Raw genomic sequence first — 18,287 nt, 5'->3', positions numbered from 1 at the left:
GATTACAAATAACTAATTATCAGCAATTTAGACTAATTTCATATTGTAAATAAATTATAAAGCCGAACAAATTCAATCTACATTTGTATTGTTATTAAAGCACAGAATTATGAAAGACTTAATGCGCATTCAATGTTTAATATCACAGGATATTGAAACATTATTAAATCAGCAGATCAAAAAAGAAGCTCACTCTTCATCACTATATTTATCTATGTCATCTTGGTGCGATCAAAATGGCTACGACTATTCGGCAGATTATTTCTTAAAGCAATCTGAAGAAGAAAGAGTACACCAGCTTAAACTATTCAAATATGTTTTGGATATGGGCGGAAATGCAATCTCTCCGGAGGTTAGCAGCATCAAAACAGAATTTGCCAGCTTCAGGGAAGTTTTCGAAGATGCACTGGAAGCAGAAATTGCCATTACCCAGAGCTTCAAAAACATTGCAGCTAAATGCCACAAGGAACAAGATTTCGTAACCATGGAATTCTTAAACTGGTTCCTGAAAGAGCAACGCGAAGAAGAATACAAAGCTCGCAGAGCTTTAGAATTGTTCGAAGTAATTGGAGAAGAAGGTACCGGAAGATGGGAAATCGACAAACACGTGAACAAAATCAATTATTCTGAAGAATAAACAACAACAAAACATAGTTTAAAGCTACTCCTAACTGGGTAGCTTTTTTTTTGCATTGATTTTCATTTTTGGCAGCCCAAAAACAATGCCCGTCATTACAATGAAATAAATCACTTGTCTTTGATCAGCGGTAATCATTTTAATCAGCGGGAGAATAAAAATCATACCTCCCTTTAAATCTGCGCTACTTTTCTGTGTAATCTGCAGAAACCTAAGATTTAGCACCTATCTTCCCCGCTGATTTAAAAGATAAGAAACACAGATTAAACCGATTTTAAATTTTAAAGCTTTAAGCCTTTAACCACACACACCTAAAATGTAAGCTTTAAAAAACATCAAGCTTGTTAACCAAAATTCCGCAAAAATAATCTCCATAAAAAGAAAAGCCCCAATTTAATTGGAGCTTCCTTAGTTTAGGTTGTTTAGTTTATGTTGATTTTATGAATAAGTCTCAATTTTTATAAAAAAAGCGCCGTTGCCAGCGCTCTTTTTAAACCAAATATATAATAATAATTAACGAGCATTACAAAAATAGACACTTTATTAATAATTACAAACTTTTTAACATATTTTTTCAAATTATTTCACGCAAAAAACACATAAAACACTAAATTATAGATAAATAAACATCATAAATTCGCATAAAAAACATTTTTTAGTTATTTTTATGATAAAAAACACTAATTTTTACACAAAATATCATAATTTAAGGAAATAATTAAAAGAAATGATAGATAATTTTATTAAAAACTACTTAAATCATCCCAAAACTTATGACGAAATGTTTTTAAATGGTGATAATTATCGAAATCACTACACAAACTTTATCAACAATTTCTCTAAAGAATCATTAGAAAACTTAAACAAGAAAGAAGAACTTGCCAAAAAGCTCTTCATGAGCCAAGGAATTACCTTTACCGTGTATGATAGTGGCGAAGGAATTGAAAAAATCTTTCCTTTCGACATTATTCCGAGAATTATCACCTCAACCGAGTGGCTTTTTATAGAAAAAGGTATAAAACAGCGTTTAAAAGCGCTGAATCTTTTCTTAAAAGATGTTTACAGCAATCAGTTTATCATAAAAGATCAGATAGTACCTATAGATGTGATTTATTCATGTCCGCATTTTTTAAGAGAGATGCACAATGTTAATGTACCGCATGATATTTACATTCATATTGCAGGTATCGATCTGATAAGAGACCACGACGGAACCTTTTATGTACTCGAAGATAACCTCCGAACCCCTTCGGGCGTAAGTTACATGCTGGAGAACCGCGAAATTACCAAAAGGCTATTTCCTGATCTCATTCCGCAATGTGGCGTAAGGAGTGTAACCGAATACCCCGCCTTACTGTACAAAAACTTAATGTCGCTCTCTCCAAGAGCAGTTTCCAACCCTACAATTGTATTGTTAAGCCCCGGCATGTACAATTCGGCCTACTACGAACACACTACATTGGCCCGCCTGATGGGGGTAGAACTGGTTGAAGGAAGAGACCTGGTGGTAAAAGACCAGAAAGTATTTATGAAAACCACTACGGGCCTGCAACAGGTTGATGTGATTTACCGCCGTGTAGACGACGATTACCTCGATCCCCTGGTATTTAACCCCAATAGCGTACTGGGGGTTGCCGGATTAATGGGCGCATACCGCAAAGGCAATGTAGCTATTGTAAATGCCGTGGGTAATGGTGTGGCCGACGATAAAGCGGTTTACACCTATGTACCCGACATGATCAGGTATTACCTGAACGAAGAACCTATTCTAAAAAATGTACCTACCTATCAGTTGAGCAACCGGGATGAACTGGAGCATGTTTTTGCCAATATCAATACCATGGTAATCAAAAAAACCAACGGAAGCGGTGGCTACGGTATGCTGATGGGCCATGCGGCCAGCGAACAGGAAACCGAAGCATACAAAATCGAAATCCTGAAAGATCCGCGCAATTTTATTGCACAGCCTACTATCAGCCTGTCCTCCGCACCATGTTTCATTAACGGAAAACTAGCACCACGCAGAATCGATTTACGTCCTTTTGCCCTCAATGGCCCGGATGGCGTTTCGATTGTTCCCGGAGGTTTAACGAGGGTAGCCTTAAAAGAAGGCTCGCTGGTGGTAAACAGTTCGCAGGGCGGCGGCAGTAAAGATACCTGGGTTTTAACTTCTTAAATTACGGCATTATGTTAAGTAGAGTTGCATCAAGCTTATATTGGTTAAGCAGATATGTTGAGCGCAGCGACGGGATGCTGCGCATGTTGAAAATAAATTACGCTTCTTCACAGGATACCATACAGGAATTTACCTGGAAACCGGTGATCAGGATTTTCTCATCCGATGATGAAAAGGAATTATTAAATATCCAGCACGATAGCCGTGCAGTGATAGAATATCTCCTGCTAAATCGCGAAAATCCGAATTCGATTCTGAACATCGTTACCCTGGCACGCGAAAATGCAAGGAGTGTGCAGGAACATATACCTAAAGATTTATGGCAATGCCTGAATGAATATTACCATACCGTTAAAGACGAAAAACTGTTGTGGTATGTACAAAAAGACGATCCGATTACTGCATTAGATATTTTGATTAAACAGGTAATGCTGTATAACGGAACAGCCGATAGTGTAATGGAACGTGGCGAAAGCAGAAGTTTTATGAATATCGGCAAGCATCTCGAGCGGAGTATCCAATCTATCGATATCCTCGATATTAAATTCAGTTCGATTAGCAGCAATCCGGATTTACTGACCGATATTTCCTACTGGAAACACCTTTTGCTATCGATAGGTGGTTACGAACTGTACCTAAAAACCTACCGGCAGGGTTTTGATGCCAAAAACATCATCGAGCTGGCCATGCTCAATAACGATTTCCCACGGTCGGCACTGTATGCCATGGGCAACATTGAAAGATATTTTAACCGGTTAAAGAGCGAAAGCAATATTGAGCATTACAATAACCTGTCATTTAAAATCGGGAGGTTAAAAAGCATGATTACCTATAGCTCGGTTAATAAGATGAATGAAGCAGAACTCCACAGTTACCTTACCGAAATCAGGTCGGAACTATACGGTATCGGAAACCTGCTTAACGAGTATTATTTCGCAAACTCATAAACAAGTGATTTTTAACCACAGATAGACACAGATTAACACGGATATTTTTACAAATTTCCAATCTGTGTTTATCTGTGGTATCATATTAAATAACAAAAGTCAATATGCCAATTTTCAAAATCAAACACATTACCAACTATAAATACGAATCGCCGGTGCGCGATAGTGCCAACCAGATTATCCTTTTCCCGATTAAAGACGATTTCCAGAAAGTAATTAAGCACGACCTTAATATTTCCGGAAGTCCGGAAATTGAAATTTTTATCGATTACTATGGTAATGAAGTAGGCACATTTACCCAGAACGAACCGCATACCCAACTTAAAATCTTCTCTAAAGTATGTGTAGAAACTTTCCCTAAAATACTTCCACAGGACGATATATTTAGCGGTGCCCAATGGAATAGTTTAAGCAAGCTTAAGTATGAAGTACCTTATATCGATTACCTCAGACAGGAGAGTTTTGAAGGCATTCTTCAATTAAAAGAAACAGCTTTGGGTATTAAAACCGATGAAGATACCCCCTACCAAACCGCAATTAAATACTGCGCCTATGTTTTTAACAACTATGAATACATTAAGGGTGTTACAGCTGTCGACACCACCATAGATGAGATTTTAAAGCTAAAAGCAGGCGTTTGCCAGGATTTTGCACATATACTCACAGCCATGTTACGCTTAACAGGCATCCCGGCAAGGTATGTAAGTGGCTATATTTGCCCCAACAGGGATGGCATGCGTGGCGAAGGGGCAACCCATGCCTGGGCAGAAGCCTACCTACCCGAATACGGCTGGCTGGGCCTCGATCCTACCAACAACTGTATTGCCAACGAAAACCATGTACGCCTGGCTGTAGGCAGGAATTTTGCCGATTGCTCTCCGGTAAAAGGGGTTTACAAGGGCGGTTTTGAGCAGGTTATGGAAGTAAATGTTTCTGTAGGTTATAACGACGACGATTTTAACGATAATGAAACCTATTTTCAGCCCAAAGAAGTAAACTACAGTAAACCTGCTCCGATTACTACCTCAAGGGCAAAAAACAGCTATCAGCAATACATAGAAGCCATGCAGCAACAACAGCAACAGTAAGCGGTTTTCAGTTGGCAGCTTGCCATTCGCAATTAATTATTTAAACCAGGCTTATGCAAAAAACTGAAAACTGTATACTGAAAACTGCCAACTGATCAACTTTTTTTCTAAATTTGCGGCTTTTATAAATAACAATATGATTAAGAGACAGCAAATTAAAGATTTATTAAAGTCGACAGCATTTGACACAGAAGTAACGGTTATGGGATGGGTAAGAACTTTCCGTAATAATCAGTTTATTGCCTTAAATGACGGATCTTGCATGAGCAATATCCAGGTTGTGATCGATTTTAATAATTTACCTGATGAGCTGTTAAAAAGAATCACCACTGGTGCAGCAATCGCTGCAACTGGTAAACTGATCGAATCGTTAGGTAAAGGTCAAACTGTTGAGATTAAAGCAATAAGTGTAGAAATTTTAGGCGATAGCGATCCGGAGAAATTCCCTTTGCAACCTAAAAAACACAGTCTGGAGTTTTTACGCGAAATTGCGCACCTGCGTTTCCGTACCAATACCTTTAACGCCGTTTTTAAAGTGCGTCATGCATTGGCTTTCGCAATCCACCAGTTTTATAACGAACGTGGCTTTGTGTACATGCACACCCCGGTAATTACTGCCAGTGATGCTGAAGGTGCAGGCGAGATGTTTAAAGTAACTACTTTAGATTTCGACAACCCGCCGCGTACCGAAGAAGGTAAAGTTGATTTCTCGCAGGATTTCTTTGCCCGCGCGACAAACTTAACTGTATCTGGTCAGCTGGAAGGCGAACTGGCAGCCATGGCTTTTGGTAAAATTTATACCTTCGGACCTACATTCAGGGCCGAAAACTCGAATACAACCCGTCACCTGGCCGAGTTCTGGATGATTGAACCTGAGTTTGCTTTTGCCGACCTGGAAGATAACATGCAGCTTGCAGAAGACATGATGAAGTATGTAATTAAATATGCTTTAGATAACTGCAAAGAGGAATTAGAATTTTTAAACAACCGCCTGGCCGAAGAAGACAAACAAAAGCCACAAAACGAGCGCAGCGAATTAAGTTTATTAGAGAAACTGGATTTCTGTTTAGCTAACGATTTTGAGCGCTTAACCTATACAGAAGCCATCAGGATCTTAAAATCTTCTAAACCTAACCAGAAGAAACAATTTAAGTACCTGATTGACGAGTGGGGAGCTGATTTACAAAGCGAGCACGAACGTTACCTGGTAGAAAAACACTTTAAAAAACCGGTAATCTTAACCGATTACCCTGCTGATATTAAATCGTTCTACATGCGCCAGAACGAGCCGGATGCTGAAGGCAGACAAACTGTTGCCGCTATGGATATCCTGTTCCCGGGTATTGGCGAAATGATTGGCGGATCGCAGCGTGAAGAGCGCTTAGACCGCTTAACCCAACGCATGGAAGCTTTAAATATTCCACAGGATGAATTGTGGTGGTATTTAGATACCCGTCGTTTTGGTACCGCACCACATGCAGGTTTCGGTTTAGGTTTTGAACGCTTGGTATTGTTCGTAACCGGTATGACCAACATCCGTGATGTAATCGCTTTCCCAAGGTTCCCTAAAAATGCAGAATTCTAATAAGGGTTTAGGGTTTAGGGTTTAGGGTTTAGGGTTTAGGGTTTAGGGTTTAGGGTTTAGGAGAAACAAATATTCAATATCAAAGAAGTCAAGTTTTAAAAACTTGACTTCTTTTTTTATGCGCTCACCTTCCTAATTAGATTATATGTATAATTTTAAAGCTACCAATCGTCCCATCGGGACGACTCCCGGGTAGCCAATTGTAAAATTGGCGTTAATCGTGTTTGTTATTCATGCACATGATCCCCATACGGATTGGCATGTGCATAATCAACCGCCGAAACCTTATAATCCGTAGGTGCAAAACTTTGCGAAGTACTTAAGGCCATGCCCAGCTCGTAACGCGTTGGATAAGGCGTTTGCAACAAACTACCTGTTGGGATATAAGGGAAAGTTTCGAGGTAGCTCTGCATTAAACTCGGGCTTACCCTGCGGTTAATGTAAGCGCGACTTAACTGATGCGTTTCCCTTAGCCCCGCAGCACCAAGCAACTCTACAGCACTGGCCACGGTAAGGTTATGGAAGTTTTTAACCCGTACGGTCTTATCCTCTACCACCAAACCTTTCATCAAACTCGGATCTTGCGTAGCTACACCTGTTGGGCAGGTATTGCTGTTACACTCCAGTGCCTGAATACAACCCAGCGCGAACATCATTCCGCGGGCCGCATTACACATATCGGCTCCCAGCGCTATATTTTTAACCAGATCAAATCCTGTAGCCACTTTACCTGAGGCAATAATTTTAATATGTTTTTTCAGGTCGAAACCATTTAATACATCGTAAACAAATGCAACCCCTTCGCGCAAAGGCATCCCTACAGAGTTCGAGAATTCTTGCGGTGCTGCACCGGTACCGCCTTCCCCCCCATCAACAGTAATAAAGTCAGGGTAAATCTTCGTTTCTACCATGGCTTTACAAATGGCATAAAACTCGCTTTTGCGACCTATACACAATTTAAATCCAACTGGTTTACCACCCGATAAATCGCGTAGTTTTTTAACAAATTCCAATAAACCAATAGGTGTATTAAAAGCGGAGTGTGCTGGTGGCGACAATACATCTTTACCTTCGGGCACCAAACGGATGCGCGCCACCTCTGGCGTTACCTTTTTAGCTGGCAGCATACCACCATGCCCGGGTTTAGCCCCTTGCGAAAGTTTAATCTCAACCATTTTTACCTGATCATGCTGCGCGCGCTCGGCATAAGCATCATAATTAAAGGTACCATCCGCATTGCGACAACCGAAATAACCCGTGCCAATTTGCCAGATTAAATCACCTCCCGGTTGCTTGTGGTAATCGCTGATACCACCTTCGCCGGTATTGTGTGCAAAATTACCCATTTTGGCACCGCCGTTTAAAGCCAGGATAGCATTCTGACTTAAGGAACCAAAGCTCATGGCCGAAATGTTGTAGATACTGGCCGAATAAGGTTTTTTACAATCCGGACCACCTACCAGCACGCGCGGATCTAAATTCAATTCATGGTGCGAAATAGCAGCAATGCTATGACTTAACCACTCGTAACCATTTTCGTACACATTTAACTGTGTTCCGAATGGAATGGTATCGTTATCGGTTTTGGCACGCTGGTAAATCAGCGAGCGGTTTAAGCGGTTATAAGGTGTTCCGTTGGTATCGCTCTCTACAAAATACTGGTAAACCTTCGGTCGCAGTTCTTCCATAAAATAACGTAAGCGACCAAAAACCGGGTAGTTACGTACAATACTGTGTTTGGGTTGGTACAAATCGTAAATACCCAAGATAACAAAGGGACCGGTAAAAATAAATGTCCACCATAAAAATGGGTGATAAAGGCCCAGCATAATGGTAAGGGCTACTAAAAATGCGGCAATTGCGACGAAAGCTTTTCTCATATAATCAGATTAGCGGATGTTTTGTTGTTACAAAGATTAGGATTATTAAACAACTGACACCATTAAATTGTTATTTTTACGCTATGCTTATTAAGATATATCCTGAAAACCCCAACGAAAAAGCCATTGAACAGGTTGTAGAGGTGCTGAAAAAAGGCGGTCTCATCATTTATCCAACCGATACAATTTATGGTTTGGGCTGCGATATTACCAACCAGAGGGCCATCGAAAAGATCTGCCGTATCCGTGGAATAAAACCCGAAAAGGCTAATTTTTCTTTCATCTGCCACGATTTAAAGCACATTTCCGATTACATTAAACCGATTGATAATACCACTTTCAGGGTGCTAAAAAAAGCGCTGCCGGGTCCGTTTACTTTTATTTTTAATGCCAATAATAATGTACCCAAACTATTAAGTTCGAATAAAAAAACAGTCGGTATTCGTGTGCCAGATAACAACATTGCCCGCTGCATTGTTAAAGAACTGGGTAACCCGATCCTTTCTACCTCAATCAGAGATGATGACGATGTGATAGAATATTCTACCGACCCCGAACTGATTCACGAAAAATACGAAGATCTGGTCGATCTGGTTATTGATGGCGGCTACGGCGATAACGAAGCCTCTACCGTTATTGATTGCACACTGGGAGAGTTTGAAGTAATCAGGGAAGGTAAAGGAGATATTGCGGAGTTTTTGTAAACCTGGTCACCTGTCGGCGCCTTTCAATCCCCCTATTCCGTCACTTTGGTCCGATAGCTATCCGACTAGTTTCAGGGTTTCTCCCTAATCGCCACGAGCAATAGAGAGGTGCTGAAACAAGTTCAGCATGACGTATGAGGATTCCCTGCACCCTGCCCTCCGGCATAGGAGATTTTCGCAGGAAAAAGCACGAAAAAGCTTTGCAATGACTTCCATAACACCACAGCCCAAGGCAGGAACAAGTGCGTGCATTGGCTAAGGCGAAGGTAAGCGCCTAGAAACTGCCGCCATTTAGCTTTTTGTAGGTTTTTACAAGAAAGGCTCCAAGCCTTGATTTATGCCCCTTTTGCTGTTGTTTTTATCGGCTGGCATGCTTTCGCTGCGCTCAGGTTTGGTTACCTTTTTATCAAGAAAAAGGTAAGAGCCCTTCGGTGGCTAACCGAGGCGAGACAGTGCGAAGGGAAAAACAGCCAAAGCATTACGATTCCCGCCTGCGCGGGAATGACGGATCTGCTAAGCGATCCCCTCTCGCAGTCACCCTGGTCTGATAGCTATCGGACTTGTTTCAGGGTTTCTCCCTAACTGTCACGAGCAATAGAGAGATGCTGCCCCCCTTCCACCCGGCCCGGCAAGTGTTCTGGATGACGCGCGGCGTTTCTCTGCACCATGCTATCTGCACTCTGCCCTCCGGCATAGGAGATTTTCGCAGGAAAAAGCACGAAAAGCTTTGCACTAACTTTCATACCCCCACTGCCCAAGGCAGGATCAAGCGCGTGCATTGGCCTAAATGCGGGCAAGCGCCTAGAAACTGCCGCCATTCAGCTTTTCGTAGGTTTTTACAAGAAAGGCTCCAAGCCTTGATCTTTTGTTACTTTTGGATCAAGCCAAAAGTAAGAGCGGTTCGGCAGCAAGCCGAGGCGAGACAGTGCGAAGGAAAAAACAGCGAAAGCATTAGGATTCCCGCCTGCGCGGGAATGACGGATTGTGGAAGAGATTGCTCCTCTAGACAGATTGCTTCAGCTCGCACAACCCGGCTTAGCAATGACGGATCGGGGAAGGGATCGCCGTTACCCTGGTCCGATAGCTATCGGACTAGTTTCAGGGTCTTTCCTTAACTGTCACAAGCAATAGAGAGATGCTGAAACACCCCTTCCACCAGCCTGGCAAGTGTTCAGCATGACGGCGAGAAGAAGACTACCTAAGCGTTTCACCTGAAAAAAAACCTTCCCAACGCCTTTACCATCAAAAAATTACCCTGCATTACATTTATTTTTCCACAATCGCTTTAATTAACATTAAATTAACCTGACTATTAAGCTTTTGCACATACATTTGCTACAACTAACAAACCTATATCATTTTTCATTAAATCACCCTTATCTCCCGAATATGGTAAAAACTTTACGCCCATTAACTTAATCCCTGTCAGAATAATTCTGAAAACCACCTGGACGTAGTACACCAACAAGGTACCACGCTTTAACTATTCATAAATAAGCTTATTCATCCTTTCATATCCCTAAAAAAATTATATGAAAAAACTTTTACTGTTTTGTTTCACCATGTTCCTGGCAGCCTCGCTATTTGCTCAAAGCTTTTCAGGAACCTACAATTTTGGCAGTGTTTCTACCACCACCGGAAAAACCGACCCAACCGCAGTTCCAACTGCTACAGGCCTAACATTCGGATCGTTTACTGCAAATGGAGCCGTTTCGGCCAATCCCAATGCAACTGGTAGGTTCTCTTTCACCAGTCAGTCTACCGGTGCAACCAATGGCAGCGATGTTTTTACAGGCGCAATAGACCTAACCAAATACTACGAAGTAACGGTTACGCCAGCTGCAGGGTACACCTTAAACATCGCCAGCATTAAATTTACCATGCAACGTTCCGGCACCGGAATCAGGCAGTACAGTGTACGCTCAAGTAAAGATAGCTATGCGAGCAACTTACCTGCATCGATATCGCCCGCCAATGCAGATTTACAGGTAGTAGCCAGCAACGTATTTCAGGTTACCGATGCTGCAACAACTGCCGAAACCGGTAGTACCATTACACTAACCGGCTTTACCGGCATAACAACAGCTACCACCTTCAGGTTTTACGGCTATAATGCCGAGGCAAGTGGTGGCACATTTAGTATAGATGATGTGATCATTGCCGGCTCGGCAGTTTCGGGTACCGATAATACTCCGCCAGTAAACGCTGCGTTATACCCCAAAACAGCCAGCATTACATCAACTACTTTTAACCTTACCCACAATATTGATGAAGCCGGCAAAACCTATTACGTAGTAACGCCAGCTCCTTCGGCAGCACCTACACCTGCCCAGGTAAAAGCAGGCTTAAACGCCGGAGGCACCGCAGCACTAAAGGCAGGTACCCTAACCAATGCAGCCAATACCGATGTAAGTACTACTATTACGGGCTTAACAGCAAGCACAAACTACGTGGTTTATGTAGTGGCAGAAGATGCCGCTACCACACCCAATTTACAAACAAGCGTAGCCCAGCTTAATGTAACTACACTGGGTTTGGCTGACGTTACCCCTCCGGTAACAACGGCTACTTACCCAAAAACCACAACGGTAACCACCACTTCAGTCGATTTTGTGAACAACATCAACGAAGCAGGTACCACTTATTACGTACTGGCCTTAACGGGCGGCACTGCCCCGAGCCCTGCGCAGGTTAAAGCCGCACAGGACGGCACCGGCACTGCAGCCTTAAAATCGGGCTCTTTTGCCAATACCGCCAATACCGATGCCAGCGCATCTATCACCGGTTTAACAATCGGTACCGCTTATACCTTATACGTAGTAGCACAAGATGCTGCCGGCAATTTACAAACCACTGTGGCTACTGTTGATGCCACAACGGCTAATCCTCCTTTGGTGAGCGCGCCCGTAATCATCAGTCAGTATTACGAAGGTACATCTGTAAACAAATGGATCGAATTAACCAACCTCAGCAATGCCCCCATTAATACGGCATCGCCACAGTTAAAATTAGCCTTATACAATATTTCTGGCGATGCGGGTAACATCAACATCACCGGTGCACCCTCACAAACTGTAAACTTAAACTTTACCATCCCTGCCCATGGCTCAGTACTTTTGGGCAATACAGGTAATGGTACCGAAGTTCCTTATTTAACCCCCGCCAGTGCCATTTTAAACAGCAATACCGTTATCAACTTTAACGGTAATGATGGTGTGGCCCTCTTAGATGCCAATAACAACATTATCGATGCCTTCGGACAAGGGGTTAATGCTAAAGATGTTTCTTATGTAAGAAGCTTAAACGTAACTGCTCCAAGTCCAACCTATGTAGATAACGACTGGACCAGAACACCACTGGCTACGGTACAAAATGCCATCGATGATGACGATGCAGACCGCTTGGGTGTTCATTTCCCGCCTAATTTACCGGCCTGTGCCGCCCCAACAAGTCCGGCAACTGCTTTAACCTTTAGCGCAGTAACTACGGGCAGCATTACGGCCAGCTTCACCAAATCGGCTGATGCCAACGAATACCTCATTATCAGAAGCTTAAACAACACCTTAAGCGCCCTGCCTGCCGATGGTACCGCTTATCCTGTAGGTGCTGCTTTGGGCGGTGGCACTGTAATCAATAAAATTGTTAGCAATACTTTTACCGATAACGGCTTAAACAGTGCTACCACCTATACCTATTTTATTGTTCCTTTAAATAACCTGTCGTGTACCGGCGGACCAAAATATTTAACCAGCAACATCTTAACGGCTGCACAAACCACCAAAACCCTGTTGCCATGTGCTACTCCAACGGCACAGCCTACTGCATTTACCATTACCTCATCCAACTATAACTTTATCCAGGCTTCATTTACACCAGCAGCAGCTGCCGATGAGTACCTGGTGGTAATGAGCACCAGCAATACGCTAAGCGCTGCACCTCAAAACCAAACCGTTTATAACGTTGGCGATATGCTGGGTGGCGGTATTGTGGTAAAAAGAGGTACAGGTACTTCTTTTATTAGAAACGGCCTTACCCAAAACACCAATTACTATTTCTTTACCTATGCTGTAAACAGTGCCTGCAGCGGCGGGCCTTTGTACTTAACTGCCCAACCCCTTTTAGGCAATTTTAGAACCGGTATACTCGATGTAAATAAACTGAATTTCTATTATGGCAACTTACACAGCCACAGTAGTTATTCTGATGGTAACAAAGACGATTTAACCAAAAAACCTGAAGATGATTATGCTTTCGCCAAAACGGCCATGAACCTCGATTTCCTGGGTATATCTGAGCATAACCACACCCAGGCAGGCATGTCTTTAGCCAACTGGCAACCCGGTATCGATGCCGCTAAAAAAGCAACTACTGCTAACTTCGTTGCCCTGCACGGTATGGAGTGGGGCGTAATCAGCGGCGGCGGACACGTAATTGTGTACGGTATCGATTCGCTGATTGGATGGGAACCCGGCGAAAACCAGATTTATGTACCTAAAAGTACCTATGTTGGCCCCAATGGCTTATTCAGGATTATAAACAGGCATGGCTTAAATGCTGTAGCTACCCTGGCCCACCCCAATACAACCGATTTTAACAACCTGGCAGCCACCTACGATTTAAGTGCTGACAGTGCCATTGTGGGAACCGCTTTAGCCAGTGGTCCGGCGTTTTCTACCAATGTTACCTATTCCGATCCGGCAAGCTCAATGAGCTATTTAAGTTATTACAACCGCATGCTGGCCAAGGGATACCACCTCGGTGCCTCCATCGATCACGATAACCACAACATGACCTTTGGTAAGCACACCCGTGCCCGGTTAGTGGTACTAGCTCCTGCCCTTACCGAAAACGATTTATTGGATGCCATTAAAAAGATGCGTTTTTATGCTTCAGAAGATTCCGCAGCCAAAGTAATTTTCACCATCAATAAGCAGCCTGTGGGCAGTATATTTAAAACTGCCGGCGCGCCACAGCTTTCCGTAAGCTCAATTACCACCAATCCGGTAACCAGCATCAGGATTTTATACGGAACACCTGGCAGCGGTACCAATCCCGTTGAGTTAACCACAAGTACAACTGCCAGCTTAACCTATACCGATAATGCTTTGGCCAACCTGGCTACCGGTTATTATTATGCCGATATTGTTGAAGCCGATGGAAGCAGGATCATTACCTCGCCCATTTGGTACACCAGAGATGATGCAACCGTTAAGAAAGACCAGAACATTACCTTTGCTCCAACACGTAGCGCAACCTATGGCGACCCCGATCTTGCAGCCGGAGCCACCAGCGACAATACCAGCATTAACATTACCTACACCAGCAGCGATACCAATATTGCAACCATCAGCAATAACAATATCCACATTGTAAAAGCAGGTACCGTAACCATTACCGCCGAACAGCCTGGCGATACTTTCTTTAATCCCGCAGTAGCTAAGCAACAGGTATTAACCATTGCCCCTAAAGCCATTACGGTAACTGCCGATGCCAAAACCAAGGTAGCAGGAACGGCAGATCCCGCTTTAACTTATACCGCTGCCCCTGCACTTATCGGCACCGATACCTTTACCGGTACTTTAACACGTGCAGCAGGCGAAACTGCCGGCGATTATGCCATACAGCAGGGCACACTGGCTTTAAGCAGTAATTATGCCTTAAACTACCAAACTGCCAACCTGCGCATTTATGCCAAACCTGTTGCAGCTTTAAGTGGCAATATTTCCGTGCCCCTTAACAGCACTGCACCCGTAATTACTTTTACCGCCACAGCAGGTAACGCACCATTTACCTTTACCTATAACATTAACGGGGCTGCACCGCAAACCTTAACTTCGGCAACCGCTACCGCAACACTCAGCGTACCAACCAATACTGTAGGTACATTTGTGTATACCGTTACCAGCATTACCGATGCATACAGTACCCAGGTGCAGAACGTTTCTACAACTGTTAAAATTAACCCGATCCCTGTGGCCAGCATTTCGGGAACTACTGCTCTATGCTTAAACAGTACCGCACCAACGGTTACCTTTACCGGTGGCAATGGTACCGGCCCTTATGTATTTACCTACAACATTAACGGCGGTGCAAACCAAACCCTTAGCACCACCGGCACCAATACCACGGCTACTGTAACTGCACCAACAAACCTTGCCGGAACTTTTAACTACAACCTCATCAGTGTATCTGATGTAAATGCAGGTCAAAACCAATCTGGTACTGCCGTTATTACCGTTAGAGCGCTTGCTACGGCAACCATTTCCGGTTCTACCGCTGTACCTAACTTAGCTACAGCACCTAACATCACCTTTACCGGTGCAAACGGAACAGCGCCTTACACCTTTACCTATAACATTAACGGAGGTACCAACCGCACCGTAACCGCTACAGGAAACACTGTAACAGTAGCAGCGCCAACCAATGTGGCAGGTACTTTTGTGTACAACCTGGTAAGCGTGGCCGATGCAAATTGCAGTCAGCCGCAAACCGGTTCGGCAACGGTATTAATCCGTCCTTTACCGGTAGCCAACATTTCAGGAAGTACTTCGGTTTGTAACTTTGCCGCTTCGCCGAACATTACCTTTACAGGCTCAGTTGGTACTGGTCCGTATACCTTTACCTATACCATTAATGGCGGAAGCAACCGTACCGTAAACACCGGTTCAGGTTCGAACACGGCAACGGTTAGCGTGCCAACCAGTGCTACAGGTACCTATACCTATGCTTTGGTTAGCGTAGCCGATATTTATGCCAGTCAGGCACAAACCGGAACAGCAACGGTAATCGTAAATGCTTTACCAGTTGTTACCATCAGCAGCAATAAAGGTGCATCCATCTCTAAAGGCGAAGCTTTGATTTTAACCGCAACAGGTGGCACCCAGTACAACTGGACTGGTAGCGACATCATGGGCGGACAAAACACCGCCTCGGTAACCATCAGGCCAAAACAGAGCGGAACCTACAGGGTAACCGTAACCAATGCCAGTGGTTGTACAAGCGAGCAAAGCATTGCCATTACCGTAATTGAAGATTATAAACTCGAAGCCAGTACCGTTGTTACGCCAAATGGCGATGGGTACAACGATAAGTTCATCATCAAAAACATCGACTATTACCCCAACAATACCCTCAAGATTTTTGATAAAACCGGACGGATCCTGTACACCAAACACACCTATGCCAACGATTGGGACGGCACCATAAACGGTAGCCCGCTTTCTGAAGGCACCTATTACTACATCATCGACCTCGGTACAGGCGTTGGCACATTTAAAGGTTTTATCAATATCATTAGAGACTAATTACAGACATGAAAGCAATTACACAAAACATAAAGCAAATAGGTCGTGTAACGTTTCTATTTGCAGCAGGATTATCCTTTTTTCAAAGCGCAAAAGCACAGCTGCTGCCTTTAAATGCCCAGTACTTCCAGAACCGTTACCTGGTTAACCCATCTATGGCTGGTATTAACGAAGGCTTTAACATCAACGGCAGTTTCCGCAAGCAGTGGTCAAACATTCCCGGTGCACCACTTACCCAAAGCGTTACGCTCGATCAGCAGGTAAACAAAGTGGGCTGGGGTGTAAATTTCTACAACGAAAAATCGGGCGGTATCCAGCGTACCAAAGCCGTAGGTACCTTTGCCTATCACCTGCCCCTCAGCAATGACGAGCAGCAATTAAACTTTGGTATCTCTTTCGGCGCCAGTCAGGACAGGCTCGATTTAAGCAGTGTAAGAAACAGCGACATTAACGACCCTTCTATTGCCCGCTTTAACGACAGGGGTTATTACCTCGATGGTGATTTCGGTGTATCCTACACCTCGAAAAACTTAACCATCGAAGGTGCCGTACCCAACATGCGTTCGGTATTCAGGAAAGACGATTTAAACTTTGCCGATAAACCCACCTTTTACTCGGCAGTGAGTTATAAGTTTAACCTCAGCTCGGGTATGGATGCTATTAGCCTGGAGCCGAAGGGTGTATTCAGAGGCATTAAAAACTACCAGAATTTATGGGATGCGGGCTTAAACGCCAACTTTGCCAACGATAAACTCTACCTGATGGCCATGTACCACAATACACAGAATGCTACCGTAGGTTTCGGCATGAACTATAAATCTACCCTGTATTTCATGGCCTATTACAACACGGCCACTTCAGCCATCAGCGGTTATACCGGCGGCGATTTTGAAGTAAATGTACGCGTAAACATCAGCAAGAAACCCTAGTACTTCACGCTGAAAAGCAATGTCTAAGATAAGCCGTTCCGATGTAAAACCCGGAACGGCTTTTTTGTTATTGTCATCCTGAGCGCAGCGAAGGATCTCTATTGTCCATCCCGTTTGCACATCCCACTTAGCCTGTCATCCTGAGCGGAGACGAAGGACCTTCACAGCCAGCGTACCAGGCCCCTATCCGCCTACGGCACCTTTCCTCTGGAAGGGAAAGGATGCAAGAGAAATGTTTAGCGCTCCCCCTCAACCGTCACCCTGAACTTGTTTCAGGGTCTCTCCCTAACCAACACGAGCTGTAAAGAGATGCTGAAATAAATTCAGCATGACGCGTAGGATTTTCTGCACCGGGGATCCTCTGCACCCTGCCCTCCGGCATAGGAGATGATGGCCGGAGAAAACGTTAAAGCTTTTGCACAAACGTTCAAATAATACTGCCCAAGGCAGCGCTTCCTTCCCGACTCTTCGTCGGGGCTTGCGCTGCCGCAATAAAAGCTTTGACGATTTTATCCAACATCAGATCCAAGCCTTTCAGTTATGCCATTTTGTTGTTGTTTTCATCGGCTGGCATGCTTTCGCTGCGCTCAAGTTTGTTACTTTTGGATCAAGCCAACCTGCGAAGCAAGCTTGAAGGCCGATAAAAAAATAAACGCAGCTGAAAAAAGTAAGAGCGGTTCGGTGGCTAACCGAGGCGAGACTGTGTGAAGGGATCTCCTCTCGCCGTCACCCTGGTCCGATAGCTATCGGACTCGATTCAGGGTCTCTCCCTAACCAACACGAGCTGTAATGAGATGCTGATCCCGATGAATCGGGACAGCATGACGCGTAGGGTTTTATGCGCCCGGGATCTTCTGCACCATGCTATCTGCACCCTGCCCTCCGGCATAGGAGATTTTCGCAGGAAAAAGCACGAATAGCTTTGCACTGACTTTCATACCACCACTGCCCAAGGCAGGAACAAGCGCGTGCATTGGCCAGGGCGTGGATAAGCGCCTAGAAACTGCCGCCATTCAGCTTTTCGTAGCTTTTTACAA

The 18,287-nt window shown here is 44.0% G+C and carries 9 protein-coding genes; 8 read left to right on the top strand and 1 reads right to left on the bottom strand.

Going from position 1 to position 18,287, the window contains the following annotated elements; translation table 11 throughout:
- Positions 1–109: 109 nt before the first annotated feature.
- The 5 genes from BLR37_RS21265 (at position 110) to asnS (ending at position 6,433) form a co-directional block, all read left to right on the top strand.
- On the top strand, positions 110–637 hold the full coding sequence (locus tag BLR37_RS21265; RefSeq protein WP_090772171.1) for a ferritin: 528 nt from the start codon (positions 110–112) through the stop codon (positions 635–637).
- 727 nt (positions 638–1,364) lie between these two features.
- The gene (locus tag BLR37_RS21260; RefSeq protein ID WP_090772169.1) at positions 1,365–2,813 is read left to right on the top strand and encodes a circularly permuted type 2 ATP-grasp protein; all 1,449 of its coding nucleotides are present in this window, start codon (positions 1,365–1,367) and stop codon (positions 2,811–2,813) included.
- Positions 2,814–2,824: 11 nt separating this feature from the next.
- Entirely contained in the window at positions 2,825–3,760 is a 936-nt protein-coding gene (locus BLR37_RS21255; RefSeq protein WP_039483338.1) for an alpha-E domain-containing protein, read from the top strand.
- A 104-nt stretch (positions 3,761–3,864) separates the two neighbouring features.
- Positions 3,865–4,848, top strand: a complete 984-nt coding sequence (locus BLR37_RS21250; RefSeq protein ID WP_090772167.1) for a transglutaminase family protein — start codon at positions 3,865–3,867, stop codon at positions 4,846–4,848.
- Positions 4,849–4,984: 136 nt separating this feature from the next.
- Positions 4,985–6,433: an asparagine--tRNA ligase gene (gene asnS / locus BLR37_RS21245; RefSeq protein ID WP_090772165.1), complete on the top strand. Its 1,449-nt coding sequence runs from the start codon at positions 4,985–4,987 to the stop codon at positions 6,431–6,433.
- Between the two features lie 227 nt (positions 6,434–6,660).
- Here the strand turns inward: asnS and BLR37_RS21240 are convergent, their stop codons facing one another.
- A complete protein-coding gene (locus BLR37_RS21240; protein WP_090772163.1) occupies positions 6,661–8,313 on the bottom strand; it encodes an FMN-binding glutamate synthase family protein in 1,653 nt (550 codons plus the stop codon).
- An 83-nt stretch (positions 8,314–8,396) separates the two neighbouring features.
- Here BLR37_RS21240 and BLR37_RS21235 point away from each other — a divergent pair, with 83 nt between their 5' ends.
- The 3 genes from BLR37_RS21235 to BLR37_RS21220 all read left to right on the top strand — a co-directional run bounded on the left by BLR37_RS21235 (position 8,397) and on the right by BLR37_RS21220 (position 17,250).
- Positions 8,397–9,017, top strand: a complete 621-nt coding sequence (locus BLR37_RS21235) for an L-threonylcarbamoyladenylate synthase (RefSeq protein ID WP_039483330.1) — start codon at positions 8,397–8,399, stop codon at positions 9,015–9,017.
- Positions 9,018–10,549: 1,532 nt separating this feature from the next.
- Positions 10,550–16,321 (top strand): T9SS type B sorting domain-containing protein, encoded by a 5,772-nt coding sequence (locus tag BLR37_RS21225; RefSeq protein ID WP_090772159.1) that lies wholly within the window; start codon positions 10,550–10,552, stop codon positions 16,319–16,321.
- An 8-nt stretch (positions 16,322–16,329) separates the two neighbouring features.
- Positions 16,330–17,250 carry a PorP/SprF family type IX secretion system membrane protein gene (locus tag BLR37_RS21220; protein WP_090772157.1) on the top strand — a complete coding sequence of 307 codons (921 nt, stop codon included), beginning with the start codon at positions 16,330–16,332 and terminating at the stop codon, positions 17,248–17,250.
- Positions 17,251–18,287 lie beyond the last annotated feature (1,037 nt).

The sequence above is a fragment of the Pedobacter soli genome, assembly GCF_900101435.1.
Classification (GTDB): Bacteria; Bacteroidota; Bacteroidia; order Sphingobacteriales; family Sphingobacteriaceae; genus Pedobacter; species Pedobacter soli.
Note: the sequence above shows the minus strand (reverse complement) of the source record. Positions and strands in the feature narration are given on the sequence as shown.